Source organism: Pseudomonas kitaguniensis, assembly GCF_009296165.1.
In the GTDB taxonomy this organism is placed as follows: Bacteria; Pseudomonadota; Gammaproteobacteria; order Pseudomonadales; family Pseudomonadaceae; genus Aquipseudomonas; species Aquipseudomonas kitaguniensis.
Genome location: NZ_VUAZ01000047.1, coordinates 18,054 through 31,801 on the forward strand (window position 1 = coordinate 18,054; position 13,748 = coordinate 31,801).

The window sequence follows — 13,748 nt, forward strand, 5'->3', positions numbered from 1 at the left end:
TGCTCCTCGCAGAAAATGTTCAGCTTTTTTGATCATCAGGATTGATAAAGACATTGACCGGGAAATCCCCCAGCGCAGCGCTGATCAACAGCTCCTTGTCTGGTGTGACTGCGCCTGTGTGAAAAAGTCCCTTCCAGTTTTGTGTTGTGGCGGCGAACGGTAATTTCACCCGGGTATCGCCCCAAACCTGCGCATTGATCTGAGGGTGCACCCCGTTTTCAAGCAGCTCATGTGACCAGCGTGGCACCACCACCAGCACGCGTGTGCCCTGGTGCTCGCGGCAAAAAGCGACCACGTGTTCGGCGTGTTGGCCGACCACTTCAAGTGGCGTGTAGCTGCCACGCTGGAACAGCTCGGGCTGGGCCTTGCGCAAGGCCAGCACTTGGGCAATCAGCGCTTGTTTGACTCGCCCGTCACGCCAGTTGAACAACAGCTCACCCACCTCCGGTGGCGTATCCAACGCCTGTTGCCGCGCGTTGAAATCCACCGGGCGACGGTTGTCCGGGTCGACCAGGCTGAAGTCCCAGAACTCATCGCCCTGGTACAAATCCGGCACACCCGGCACCGTGAGGCGAAGCAAGGATTGCGCCAGCCCGTTAACAGCGCCCGCCGGCGCGATGGCCTGCGCGGCGTTGTTGATGGCGCTGCGCAGCGGTTGCCCCTCATCGCTGAGCAACACGCGTGACAGGAAGGCTTCGACGCCTTGTTCATACGCCTCGTTGGGCGCGCTCCAACTGCTCTGCAACTTGGCTTCGCGCAGGGCTTTTTGTTGCCACTGCCACAGCCGCTGTTGATAGCCGGCAAAGTCGTCGCCCTGGTCCAGCGGCCAGCTACCCAGCAGCACTTGGTAAAGGATCAACTCATCGCCTGCCGAGGGGGTGCTGGCGTCGTTGCGCAACGGCGCGGCCAGCCTGCGCCAGTCTTCAACCTGTGCGGCGTACCACGGCGCGCATTCGCTGAGCACGGCCAAACGTGCGCGGGTGTCTTCGCCGCGTTTGTGGTCGTGGGTCGCGGTGGCCAGCAGGTTGTCAGGAAACGTCTCCAGGCGCTGTTGGTTGACGGCGTGAAACGCCTCCACGGGTGCGCTGAATTGCTCGGTGCTGAAGCCTACGTCGTTGCGCGACAGCAGCACGGCCGAGCGGTAAAACGCGGTGTCTTCCACGGCCTTGGCGGCTGCCGGCGAGGTCAGTTGCTGGAAGCGCACACACGCATGCTTGAGCATCTTGCGCTCACGGCCCACCGGGCGATTGCGCCACGGCTGGCCGCCCAGCCATTTTTCCAGGTGGTCGAGCACTGGCCAGTCGCCTTCGCTCAAGGTGCTGCGGGCACCGGCCAGGGCCTGCAGGAAAAACACGTCGTCGCGCTCGCTGCGGCCCAAAGCGCTGATGTAGGTGCGGTACACCGGAAAGTGCACGATCAGTTCCTGCAAGGCGCGACGTATCGCGCCCAACGTCAGGTCGCGGGTCATCACGTCATCGCGGGCCACTTGCAACAGGGCTTGGGCCACGCTTTCGAAGTCACCGGCCAGCGAACCGTTGAGGATCTGCTGGCGTGCCAGCCACGCCTCTTCGATAAACGCCGAAGGCCGCTCGCTGTGGCGGGTCCACAGTTCGGCCAGCGGCTCAAAGCCCTCGGGATGGTGTTGCAGCAGCGACAGCTGATTCATGAACTCGTAACCGGTGGTGCCGTCCACCTGCCAGTCTTCACGCAGGGTTTCGCCTTCGCCGAGGATTTTCTCAACGAAGATCGGCAAATGCCGCTCTGGTGAGAGTGAATCGACGCGACGGCGCAACTTGCGGCAATAACCGCGTGGGTCGGCGAGCCCGTCGATGTGGTCGATGCGCAGACCATCTATCAAGCCCTGGCTGATCAGTTCGAAAATCTTGCCGTGAGTGGCTTCAAACACGGCGCTGCGCTCTACGCGCAAGCCGCCCAGCTCATTCACGTCGAAAAAGCGCCGCCAGTTAATGTCGTCCGCCGCCGTGCGCCAGCTCGCCAGGCGGTAGGCCTGTTGCTCAAGCAGCGCGTGCAAGCGCGTGAAACCGTCGGCTTGGCGCGCGTCAAACTCAGCCAAGCGCTGTTCAATGGCGCGCAACACCTCGGCTTCGGTGGCGCGTTCGGCCAAGGCCTGCTTGAGCCACGCCGCTTCGTGATAAGCGTCGTCCTGGTAGGCGAGGGCGCTGAAGCGCTCAGCCAACGGTTTGAGCAAGTCATCACTGCCCAGAATAGAGGCGTAATCACGCGGGCAGATCGGGAAGCGGTGTTCGTAATGCTCGACGTAAAACGCCCCGTGCGCAGCGTCGAAGTGCAGCACCAACGTGCCGCTTTGCAAGGCTTCGCCATAATCGCTGCCGAGGAACGGCATCAGCAGTTGGCCCTTGAGCAACGGGTCGGGCGAGTGCCATTGGATGTCGAAGAACTCGCTGTAGAGGCTTAAGCGGCCCCATTCCAGCAGGTCCAGCCACCACGGGTTATCCGCGCCGCCGACCGCCATATGGTTGGAGACAATATCGAGGATCAGCCCCATGTTGTGTTCACGCAGCGCCGCCACCAAGCGGCGCAGCGCAGGTTCGCCGCCTAGTTCGGGGTTGACGCTGGTCGGGTCGACCACGTCGTAGCCGTGCATGGAGCCTGCGCGGGCGCTGAGCAGCGGCGAGGCATACACGTGGCTGATGCCCAGTTGGGCAAAGTACGGCACCAACGGCACCGCGTCATCCAGGGTGAAACCTTTGTGAAATTGCAGGCGCTGGGTGGCGCGCAGGGGCAGTGCTTTCATCGGTCACGCTCATAGGCTTGGTTGCGCGCGACGGCCAACAGTTCGAGGCGGCGAGCGGCGCCGGCGTTGTCGAGCAGGCTGGCAGCCTCGCCCGGCAGGCGGCGGCGCCAGTTAGGGTGGGTGTCGGTGGTGCCGGGCAGGTTGGCTTGTTCTTCAACGCCCAGCGCATCTTCCAGAGGCAGCAATACCAGCGGTGCACGGGTGTGGCCCAGGTAGCGCACGCTGGCATCGATCACATGGTCGGTGTCGTTGCGGATTTCATCGACGAAGTTCTGTGGGTCTTCGCTCAGTGCTTGGCGCAGCGCCTGACGCTCGCGCAAGCGGTGTTCGCTCCATTGCTCCACGGTGGGCGCGTCGATCAGGCCGAGTTGGATATTCCACTCGATGTCGCGGCTGTGCCACCAGCCATTGAGGGTCGGCAAGTCGTGCGTGCTGGTGGTCGCCAGGGCATTGTCCGGCCAGTCGAGGATCGGCGTGAACTGGCCATCGTGGCCTTGTTCGAAGAGCAACACACGCATGCCCAGAATCGAGCGGCCGCTGAGTTTTTCACGCAGGCCATCGGGCACGGTGCCGAGGTCTTCACCGAGCACGATGGCTTGGTGGCGATGCGATTCCAGCGCCAACAGGCGCAACATGTCGTCCACCGGGTAATACAGGTAGGCGCCTTCACGCGGCGAGGCATCCATAGGGATCACCCACAGGCGCTGCAGGCCCATCACATGGTCGATGCGCAAGCCGCCGGCGTGGGCGAAGTTGGCGCGCAGCATTTCGATAAACGCGCGAAAGCCATTGCGTTTGAGGCCCTCAGGCGAAAACGCCGAGATGCCCCAGCCTTGGCCGCGCGGTTGAGAATATCGGGCGGTGCGCCGACGGTCAGGTTCGCGAGCAACTCATCTTGCCGGCTCCAGGCCTGGCTGCCACCGCCGTCGGCGCCCACGGCCAGGTCGGCGATCAGTCCGACGCCCATGCCGCTGCCCCGTGCAGCTTGTTGCGCGCGCTCAAGGCAACGCGCAATCAGCCATTGGCAGAAGGCGAAGTAGCCGATGTCTTCACGATTGTTCTCGGCGAACTCTGCCAGTGCCGGGCTCTGCGGGTGGCGCCAAGCCTCTGGCCAATGGCGCCAATCGAGGTCTTCACCGGCGGCGGCGCGAACGGCTTGTACCGCTTCGAAGCGGCAATGGTTTTCCAGCGCTTCGCCACCGGCCTGGCGGAAGCTCAGGAAGTCGGCCTGTTGCGGGTGCTGGCCATGGCGGAAGTCTTCATACAGCGCGCGCAACAGGCGTTGCTTGGCGCTGGCGGCGGCGGGCCAGTCGATCAGGCTGCGTTGTTCGAGGCTGTGCAGCTCCTCGGTCAAGCCGAGGGTTTCGATCGCGTTGCGCACTTCGCGCTCACCGAGGATGCACGCAGGTGACGCGTACAAGCTGTTTAGAAACAGCCGGCTGGAGGGCGAATATGGGCTGTAGCGCGAGGTATCGGCGCTGAACATCGCGTGCATCGGGCTGATAGCCAGTGCGTCGGCACCGCGCTCGGCGGCGGCGCGCACCAGATGTTCCAGCGCCAGGGTGTCGCCGAACCCGCCATCGCCCAAGCGGCGCAGCGCGTACAGCTGAGCACTTAACCCCCACGCGCGCGCAGGTTGGCTGTCAGCCGCTTCGCCCACGCTGTAGCAATGGGTGGGCGCGACGGCGAGGGTAAAGGTCTGCTCGGCAATGTGTACCTCATGGTAGCCAAGGGCGATGACGCCTGGCAGCACGGCGTCGCCGTCGAGGCGTAATTCGAGGCTTTCGCCGCCTTCCAAATTGACCCGGCACAGCGTGTCGGGTTCGAAGTAGCGCGCCAGGTCAAGGCCTTCGCCGCTGTCGACGGTCATCAGCGGCGGCAGGTGTTTGTCTTGTTGCGCCTGCTCCATTTCCAGCAAGCTGGCGTCGATTTCGGCATCGGTATCCGCCGGGTGGCCGAGGCCTTTGAGCACGGCGCGCAGAGCCTCGGGTTTTACATGTTGCGGGCGGCCGTTTGCGTCGATCCAATCGACGGCCAGGCCCGCGCGACTGGCGAGTATTTCCAGGTTCGCTTCGCTCAAGAGTGCTCTCCAACAGGGAATAAGGCCACGCGTGCACTGAACGGCGCGAGTTGCGCGCCACCCGTGGCAGGCGTTTCGAATAGCAGGTGTTGCGGCGCGGGGTGATTGAGCGGCGTTGCGCTCAAGTTAAGGTCGATCTGCAATACGCTGCCATTGCCCAGGCGCCAGCGTGCAGTGACGGCGCCGTCTGCCAGCACCTGCGCACCCAACGCCACAGTGCCCGGCAAGTGCGGCACGATGTGCTGGTGACGCAGGCTCAGCAGGTGGCGGTAAAACTGCGCGTGTTCGTTCTCGGTCAGGGTGGGCGCCGACTGCAGAAACGTGGTCAAGGCGTTTGGATCAGGAATGCGCTCACGCCGCTCCGGGTCCTGGAACGCGGCAAACTCCGCAAACTCGCTGCGTCGGCCTTCGCGCACGGCCTCGGCCAGTTCACCATGGTGGTCGGTGAAAAACAGGAACGGTTCGCTGGCGTTGACTTCATCGCCCATGAACATCAATGGAATCATCGGCGACAGCAGTAACAAGGCGGTCGCAGCTTTCAGCGCCTGCGGCGAGCAGAGTTGGTGCAGGCGCTCGCCAAAGGCACGATTGCCGATCTGGTCATGGTTCTGCAAAAACAGCACGAACGCGCTCGGCGGCAAGTGCCCGCTGGGCTCGCCACGCGTATGGCCATGGCGAGTGGTGTGGCCCTGATAGATAAAACCTTCGCTCAGGCAGCGCGCCAGTTTGGCGGTGGTGTCTTTGGCAAAATCGCTGTAGTAGGCGTCGGTTTCGCCAGTCAACAACACGTGCAAGGCGTTGTGGCCGTCGTCATTCCACTGCGCATCAAACGAGTGCTCAAGCAGGCTGGCCTGGTTGAATTCGTTTTCCAGCACCAGCCACACATGGCGCCCGGTATCTGTTTGCTGGCGCACGCGCTGCGCCAGCTCCTCTAAAAAGCCGGGGTTGTCGATGGCGTGCACCGCGTCCAGGCGCAAGCCGTCGAAGCGGTATTCCAGCAGCCACATCAGCGCGTTATCGAGGAAGAAGTCGCGCACTTCGCGCCGATCAAAATCAATGCCCGCGCCCCATGGCGTGTGCACGTCTTCTTGAAAGAAGCCTTTGGCGTATTGGCCGAGGTAATTGCCGTCGGGGCCGAAGTGGTTGTAGACCACGTCAAGAATCACCGCCAGGCCGTGTTCATGGGCACTGTCTACCAATTGCTTGAGCTGTTCGGGGGTGCCGTAGGAGGCTTGGGGCGCGTAGGGCAGAACACCGTCGTAACCCCAATTACGTTCACCGGGGAATTGCGCCAACGGCATCAATTCAATCGCGGTAACGCCCAATTCGGCCAGGCGTGGCAGGTGCTGTTCAACGCCTGCGTAGCCGCCCAGCGCGCCGACATGCACCTCGTAAATCACCGCTTCGTGCCACGGGCGACCTTGCCAGTTGCTGTGTCGCCATTGGTAGGCGAGCGGGTCGACGACGACGCTCCAACCGTGCACGTCCGCAGCCTGAGCCCTGGAGGCCGGGTCGGGAACGTCCATTTCGCCGTCGATGTTGTAGCGGTAAAGAGTGCCCGCCGGGCACTGTATTTCGGTCTCGAACCAGCCATCTGCCTGAGGCAGCATGGCGATGGACTTGCCGTTTTCCAATTCAACGCTGACATAAAACGCGTCTGGCGCCCACAAGGCAAAACGCGTGTGTTGCGCGTCCAGCATGATTGCGCCGTGGGGCCAGGTTTCCAAAGTCCGTAACGGCATCTATGAAGACCTCCCTTGATTATTTAGCCGATTTCCCCAGTGCTTTAGCCACAAGCTGTTCGTACAGTTCAGCGTAGGGTTCCACCGCTTGGCTCCAGTTGAAAGGCTGGGTCATGGCGCGGCAGCGCATGGCGTTGAGCAGGCCGGTGTTGGCGAACACCCTGAAGGCGCGGCTCAGCGCTTCTTCGTAGCTTTGCACCGTGGATTCATTGAACAGGAACCCGGTCACGCCATTCTCGATGGTGTCGGCCAGGCCCCCGGTGTTGCGCGCTATCGGTAACGAACCGAAGCGTTGCGCGTACATTTGGCTCAAGCCGCAAGGCTCATAGCGCGATGGCATCAGCAGGAAGTCGCTGCCGGCGAACATGCGCCGCGCATCGGTCTCATTGAAGCCAATGCGTACGCCAACCTGGCCGGGAAACCGCAGCGCCAGTTCACGCATGGCGTGTTCTTCTTCCGGTTCGCCACGGCCGATAATGGCGATCTGGCCGCCGTTCTCGACAATAAAACTGGCCACGGCTTCAGTCAGGTCCAGGCCTTTTTGATACACCAGGCGCGAGACCACAGCAAACAAAGGGCCGCTGGAGTCATGCAGGCCGAACAGCTCGCGAACGTGCGCGGCGTTAACGGCTTTGCCTTCCCAGTCACCGATATTGAAGTTATGGGTCAGGTGCGTGTCGGTAGAGGTTTCCCAGCTCTCATCGATACCGTTGGGAATGCCACTGAGCAGGCCTTGCTGGGTCTTGCTGGCCAAAAAGCCATCAAGGCCGCATCCGAATTCCGGCGTGGTGATTTCCTGCGCATAGGTCGCGCTCACGGTGGTGATGTGGCTGGAGTACGCCATGCCGGCCTTGAGGAACGACATCTTGCCGTAGAACTCCATGCCTTCTTGTTGCAAGGCATGCGGCGGGATGCCCAGCTCAGGGGTCGACGCCAAACTGACCACGCCTTGATAGGCGAGGTTATGAATGGTGAACAGCGTGGGAGTGCGTGAGCCACGCCAGTGCATATAGGCAGGTGCCAGGCCAGCAGGCCAGTCATGCGCGTGCACCAGGTCCGGGCACCAGTGGATCTGGGCGAGGTTGGCGGCCATGTCGGCGGCGGCAAGGCCCAGGCGGGCGAAGCGAATATGGTTGTCCGGCCAGTCGCGGCCGTTATTGGCACCATAAGGAGTGCCTTCGCGCTCGTAGAGCTCAGGGCAGATCAGCACATAAATAACCAGGCCGTCCTTGAGGTCCATGCGCCCGATCTTGCATGGCGGCAGTGCGGCATGGCCGCCCAACTCGCCGATGATATGAATCGGGTTGTCGCTTTCCATCACCTGCGGATAGCCAGGGATCAGCACCCGCACATCGTGCAGGTGAGCCATGGCGCGGGGCAGGGCAGCGGAGACGTCGCCCAAGCCACCGGTTTTCACCAGATCGGCGAATTCGGAGGTAACAAACAGCACTTTCTTGCGATTAGGATTCTGACTCACGATCGGCCGCACAGTGTTGGGCAGGTCGGCCAATGACGTAGGCCCCCCTACCGGCTGACTAAAACGCTCTCCCTGAGTATCTACTGCGGCACTGATCATAATGCTCTCCCACGTTTTGGTGGGCTAATGGCCCGCTGCCACTAGCTCCGATGACCGCATCCTGCGGCCAGGCGCGCAAGCGCTGTACAGATCTGGCAAGGCTTATGCCAGTTGCACGGCAAGCAGAAATAGATTGGATGGACGGGCATTTCGCTAGACACGTGCTCGCCTCCCTTAAAACTGGACCTATGGCAGAGTTGGAAAGTTTAGATTTTTTGCGGGGTTTTTGTTTTGGAACGGACCCATGGTTCATGAGTCTAGGACAGATCTCAGCGCCTGTAGGGTTTTTGCCGGGGTTTGTAGGACAATAAACTTGTAACCATATGCAAATTTAAAATCTGCAGCCGGGCTTGCCGGCAAAGTACTCAAAGCGGGGCGATGCAACCGCCAGCAGGTGGTGCGTATGCACTGAATGGGTGCGTCAGCCAAGCACGCGCATGGGCATACCGTTGGCCCATGCCTGAATATCTTCGATCATTTGCTGGTAGAACTGCCGGTAATTCTGTTCGCTGACATACCCCACGTGCGGGGTGGCCAACACGTTGGGCAAGCGCCGAAACGGATGATCTGCCGGCAGTGGCTCTTCGCTATACACGTCCAGCGCAGCCCCGGCCAAGCGTCCGCTTTCGAGTGCCTGAACCAGCGCCTGCTCATCCACAATCGGCCCGCGCGCGTGTTGACCAAGCGCGCAGTGGGTTTCATCCAGCTCAACGCTTGGGCATCCACCAAACCGCGGCTGCGATCGCTGAGTACCAAGTGCACGCTGAGAATATCCGCCTGCTCGAACAACTCGCGCTTGCTGACCCAGGTCACACCCGACGCGGCGGCACGTTCGGGCGTGAGGTTTTCGCTCCAGGCCACCACGCGCATGCCGAATACCTGCGCGAACTGCGCGACCTTCTGGCCAATACTGCCCAAGCCGAGCACCCCCAGAGTTTTGCCGTACAGGTCGCCACCCAGCCCAACCTGCCAGTTGCCGGCACGCAGGGAGTTGGCTTCGGCGAGCAAATTGCGCGTTGAAGCCATGATTAACGCCCAGGTCAATTCCGGCGCCGCCTGCTTGTAACTGTCGGTGCCGCACACCTGAATGCCCAGCGCCTTGGCGGCCGCCATGTCGATGGCGGCATTGCGCATGCCGCCGGTCACCAACAGCTTGAGGTTGGGCAAGCCCTGCAACAGCGCTGTGTCGAAGAGGGTGCGTTCGCGCATCAGGCAAATAACCGTGAATGCCTGCAAACGCTCGATCATTGACGCCGTGTCCGCCGGGTAATCGTGCAGGAAATGCACTTGGCCAACGGACGCCAGCGCCGACCAGTCCACCACGCCACTGGCGACCTTCTGCCAATCATCAATGACTGCGATCTGTACCGACATTCACGAGTGCCTCGATAAAAGTTGACTTAAAGGGCGTTTAAACCCTGCAACAACGCTTTGTGAAACTGGGCCGGATCTTCCATCTGTGGCGCGTGCCCCATGCCCGGGAATTCCACCAGCGTAGCGTGCGGGATCAGCTTGGCCACTTGCTTGCCCAACACCGCATAATTACCCAGCTTGGCTTTGACCTCGGGCGGCGCAACATCACGGCCGATGGCGGTGGTATCGGCGGTGCCGATCAGCAGCAGGGTCGGCATTTGCAAGTCCTTGAACTCGTAGTACACCGGCTGGGTGAAGATCATGTCGTAAATCAACGCCGAGTTCCAGGCGACCTGAGTATGCCCCGGGCCTTTATTCAGGCCCGCGAGCATGTCGACCCAGCGCTCATACTCGGGCTTCCAGCGTCCGACGTAGTAAGTATTCAGTTCGTACTTGCGGATGCCGTCGGCGCTCACTTTCAGCTCGCGTTCATACCATTGGTCGACACTGAGGTACGGCACGCCCAAGGCTTTCCAGTCTTCCAGGCCTATCGGGTTGACCAGCGCCAGTTGCTCGGTTTGCGCCGGGTACAGCAGCGCGTAACGGGTGGCGAGCATGCCGCCGGTGGAGTGGCCGACGAGGGTGGCTTTTTGAATGCCGAGTTTATCCAGCAACTGGTGGGTGTTAATCGCCAGTTGCTGGAAGCTGTACTGGTAATGGTCCGGCTTGCTGGAGGTGCAAAAGCCGATCTGGTCGGCTGCGATCACCCTGTAACCCGTGTCGCTCAAGGCTTTTATCGATTGATCCCAGGTCGCGCCGCAGAAGTTTTTGCCGTGCATCAGCACCACGCTGCGGCCGTTGGCAGGGGCTTTGGCCGGTACGTCCATGTAACCCATTTGCAGGGATTTGCCCTGCGACTGGAAGTTGAAGTGCTCAACCGGATAGGGGTATTCAAAGCCTTGCAGTTCAGGGCCGTAGGCCGGGCTTTCGGTGGCAGCGAAGGCGGGAAGGGCACTGCCGAGCAGCAGGCTGGCGGCGCACAGTGAACGGATCAGGGGCATGAGTCAGTCTCCGGAGGCAGTGACCGGATGCTGTGGCGCAACGATTAAGTGAGGATTAACGGGGCGGCGCAGTCATGCCACTGGCACCCCGTAACTCACCGGGCTAGAGGGCTTTCAAGCCTTGCAGCAACGCCGTGTGGAACTGGTCAGGGTCTTCGAGCTGTGGCGAGTGGCCCCGGTTGGCGAATTCCACCAGGGTTGCGTTGGGAATCAGCTTGGCCACGTGCTTGCCGAGTTCTGCGTAATTGCCGATTTTCGCCCTGACTTGCGGTGACGCCAGGTCGCTGTTAAGCGCGATGGTGTCGGAGGTGCCAATAAGCAGCAAGGTGGACATTTTCAAGTCCTTGAACTCGTAGTACACCGGCTGGGTGAATATCATGTCCCAGATCAACGCCGAGTTGCGCACGACTTCCTTCCGGCCTGGCCCGTTGTGCAGCCCTACCAGCATGTCTACCCAACGATCGTGCGCAGGTTCCCAGCGTCCAAGGTAGTAGTTGGCTTGTTGATAGTCGCGCACGCTTTGGTAGGTCAATTGGCTATCGGCTTGCGCCCACTGGTCGACCGTGCGGTAAGGAACGCCCATGGCTTTCCAGTCTTCCAAACCAACGGGGTTGACCATCGCCAGTTGTTCGGTCTGCGCCGGATACATCAAGGCGTAGCGGGTGGCGAGCATGCCGCCGGTGGAATGCCCCAGCAGCGTGGCCTTTTTAATCCCGAGTTTTTCCACCAGTTGATGGGTGTTGATTGCCAGTTGCTGGAAGCTGTACTGGTAGCTTTCGGGCTTGCTGGAGGTACAGAAGCCGATCTGGTCAGGCACCACCACGCGGTAACCGGCGTCGCTCAGGGCCTTGATCGAGCCTGCCCAGGTGGCGCCGCAAAAATTTTTGCCGTGCATCAGCACGATACTGCGTCCATTCGGCGTGCCCTTGGGTTTCACGTCCATATAACCCATTTGCAACGCTTGGCCTTGTGACGAGAATTTGAACTGCTCAAGCGGATACGGGTATTGGAAGCCCTGCAACTGCGGGCCGTAGGTGGTTTCTTTGGCGGTAGCGCAGCCGGTGATGGCCGCTGCGAGTAATAAAGGGGTGAGAAAGCGCGTGCATGTGGCTTGCATGGGGCGGGGCTCTGCAGGGAAAAATCGGAGTCTTCGGGCCAGGCATTAATCGAGGATTAAGCGAATGAAGCGCGCGCCTAACTCGGCGAAAACAAGGATTATTCCTGCAGGGCGTGGGGGAGCTGGCTCAGCGTCAACAGCGCCAGCACCGCGTATCGGGCGCCTTTTGCAACGCTGACCAACAGCAGGAACCGCCAGAACGGCTCGCGCATGACGCCCGCCACCAGTGTCAGTGGGTCGCCGATGATCGGCACCCAACTAAGCAACAACGACCAATGCCCCCAGCGTTGGTAGTGGCGGCTGGCCTTTTCCAGGTGTCGGGGGCTGACCGGAAACCAGCGCCGCGTTTTAAAGCGTTCAACCGAGCGCCCCAGCCACCAATTGACCACCGAGCCCAGCACGTTGCCGACGGTGGCGATTGCGAGCAACGGCCACAGGCTGTAATGCCCGCTGATCAACAAGCCCACCAGCACCGCTTCCGATTGCATCGGCAACAACGTGGCGGCGCCGAAGGCGGCGAAAAACAGCCCCAGGTAACCGGCGAGCATCAATCAATGCACCGGGTGCATGCCCGGCATGGCGATCAGCGCAAGGGCAGGGGTGAGCAAGGCAAACAGCAGGGCTAGTCGCAACGGGGTTTTCATGGGGGCTCGCGATCAGGCAGGGGGGGATGGTGACGGCCGCATCGTAGCACAGGCATCTACGCGCTTTTGTGGGTCTCAGCTTTGGAGTTATTACTGATGGCGAGTCACTTCTGAAAGGGTCCAAAACTTCATGTGTGGGAGCGGGCTTGCTCGCGATGCAGGCACCTCGGAGTATCAGTCACACTGAGTTGACTGCATCGCGAGCAAGCCCGCTCCCACAATTTTGGCTCGGTGTACCGACTCTAAAGACCCGTTTCCAGCCGCTGCTTAAGCTGGTCCAGCGCCACATTGGACAGCTCAAGCATGCGCTGATGAAGCGTTGCAAGTTGCAGCTCGGTCTCATACGTCAATACACGTTTAAACAACGTACCACCGCGATGCGCTTGCAAAAAATAGTGCACCGAGCCATCCACCACCAACGAAGTAAACACGCTCTTGAACTCACCAGGCCGACACGCCACCTGCACGCGATAACTCATGGGTACACGCACACCGAGCAAGTCGATAACCCCGTTGAAACGTGTACCGGCTTGCAATGACCCGCCGGTGTCGGCACTGAGCGCCGTAGGGTGCCACTCGTGCCAACGATCAGGCTGGCTCACATAGTCATAAACAACCTCCAGGGGCGCTTCGATAAAGCGCTCCTGGCTGATCCGCTCCAAGCGGCTTGAATGCTCGACAGCGTGCATGACCCACCTCCTGTGTGGCTCGGAACTTTCAGAATAGTCCCACTCCCGCGCATTGCACGGAAGTGCCACAGCCACTTATCAGCGCACCTTGAAACGACTCATCAGGGCAATCACGCGGCCGTTCGCATCCAACAGGCTTTGCGTATTGGTTTGGGTGGTGTGGCCGCTTTGCACCAACTCGTCGACCATATGTCGGATTTGCACCATGCTGCGGTTGATCTCCTCGGTCACCGCACTTTGCTGCTCGGCGGCTGTGGCGATCTGCGTGCTGAGGTTGTTGATATGGCTGACCGAGCCCGCCATTTCATCCAGGCCGGTATTAACCCGTGCCGTGGCATCCGCCGCCGATTGGCAACTGGCTTGGGTGTTTTCCATGGCCGCCACCGACGAACTCACGCCGGTGGTCAGGCGCGCGAGCATCTCGTTGATCTGCGAGGTGCTGGCTTGGGTGCGCGCAGCCAGCGCGCGCACTTCGTCGGCGACCACCGCAAAACCACGGCCTTGCTCGCCCGCCCGCGCCGCTTCAATCGCCGCGTTCAGTGCCAGCAGGTTGGTTTGCCCGGCAATCGCGCCGATCACACCGAGGGTTTCGGTGATGCGCGCGGCGTCCTGGCGCATGTTTTCAACGGTGTGGGTGGCGCTGGCCACTTCGCCGATCAAGGCGCTGACGCTGTTGGACGCTTCACCCACACCACCCGCGAGCGGTCGGC

Annotated in this window: 8 protein-coding genes and 2 pseudogenes; all 10 read right to left on the reverse strand. The window is 61.2% G+C overall.

All coding sequences use genetic code 11. The annotated features are described in order from the left end of the window. Nucleotides 1-19: 19 nt before the first annotated feature. The gene (locus tag F0169_RS09090; protein ID WP_152746305.1) at nucleotides 20-2,776 is read right to left on the reverse strand and encodes a malto-oligosyltrehalose synthase; all 2,757 of its coding nucleotides are present in this window, start codon (nucleotides 2,774-2,776) and stop codon (nucleotides 20-22) included. Further along, a pseudogene (malQ, locus tag F0169_RS09095) lies at nucleotides 2,773-4,856 on the reverse strand (4-alpha-glucanotransferase). Before malQ ends, F0169_RS09090 begins: the two are co-directional and overlap by 4 nt. Next, nucleotides 4,853-6,598: a malto-oligosyltrehalose trehalohydrolase gene (gene treZ / locus F0169_RS09100; RefSeq protein WP_152746306.1), complete on the reverse strand. Its 1,746-nt coding sequence runs from the start codon at nucleotides 6,596-6,598 to the stop codon at nucleotides 4,853-4,855. The pseudogene malQ and the gene treZ overlap by 4 nt, the downstream one beginning before the upstream one ends. Nucleotides 6,599-6,617: 19 nt before the next feature. Further along, a complete protein-coding gene (gene glgA / locus F0169_RS09105) occupies nucleotides 6,618-8,174 on the reverse strand; it encodes a glycogen synthase GlgA (RefSeq protein ID WP_152746307.1) in 1,557 nt (518 codons plus the stop codon). Nucleotides 8,175-8,595: 421 nt separating this feature from the next. Next, nucleotides 8,596-9,548 (reverse strand): annotated as a pseudogene (locus F0169_RS09110) (D-2-hydroxyacid dehydrogenase family protein). Between the two features lie 26 nt (nucleotides 9,549-9,574). Then, the gene (locus F0169_RS09115; RefSeq protein ID WP_152746308.1) at nucleotides 9,575-10,588 is read right to left on the reverse strand and encodes an alpha/beta fold hydrolase; all 1,014 of its coding nucleotides are present in this window, start codon (nucleotides 10,586-10,588) and stop codon (nucleotides 9,575-9,577) included. 103 nt (nucleotides 10,589-10,691) lie between these two features. Continuing rightward, entirely contained in the window at nucleotides 10,692-11,705 is a 1,014-nt protein-coding gene (locus tag F0169_RS09120; RefSeq protein WP_122250549.1) for an alpha/beta fold hydrolase, read from the reverse strand. Between the two features lie 98 nt (nucleotides 11,706-11,803). Next, nucleotides 11,804-12,253 carry a YqaA family protein gene (locus tag F0169_RS09125; RefSeq protein WP_152746309.1) on the reverse strand — a complete coding sequence of 150 codons (450 nt, stop codon included), beginning with the start codon at nucleotides 12,251-12,253 and terminating at the stop codon, nucleotides 11,804-11,806. A gap of 338 nt (nucleotides 12,254-12,591) precedes the next feature. Continuing rightward, nucleotides 12,592-13,038: an SRPBCC family protein gene (locus F0169_RS09130; protein ID WP_058411138.1), complete on the reverse strand. Its 447-nt coding sequence runs from the start codon at nucleotides 13,036-13,038 to the stop codon at nucleotides 12,592-12,594. A gap of 78 nt (nucleotides 13,039-13,116) precedes the next feature. Next, complete coding sequence (locus F0169_RS09135) at nucleotides 13,117-13,728, reverse strand: methyl-accepting chemotaxis protein (RefSeq protein WP_425274285.1); 612 nt, start codon at nucleotides 13,726-13,728, stop codon at nucleotides 13,117-13,119. Between the last annotated feature and the right edge of the window lie 20 nt (nucleotides 13,729-13,748).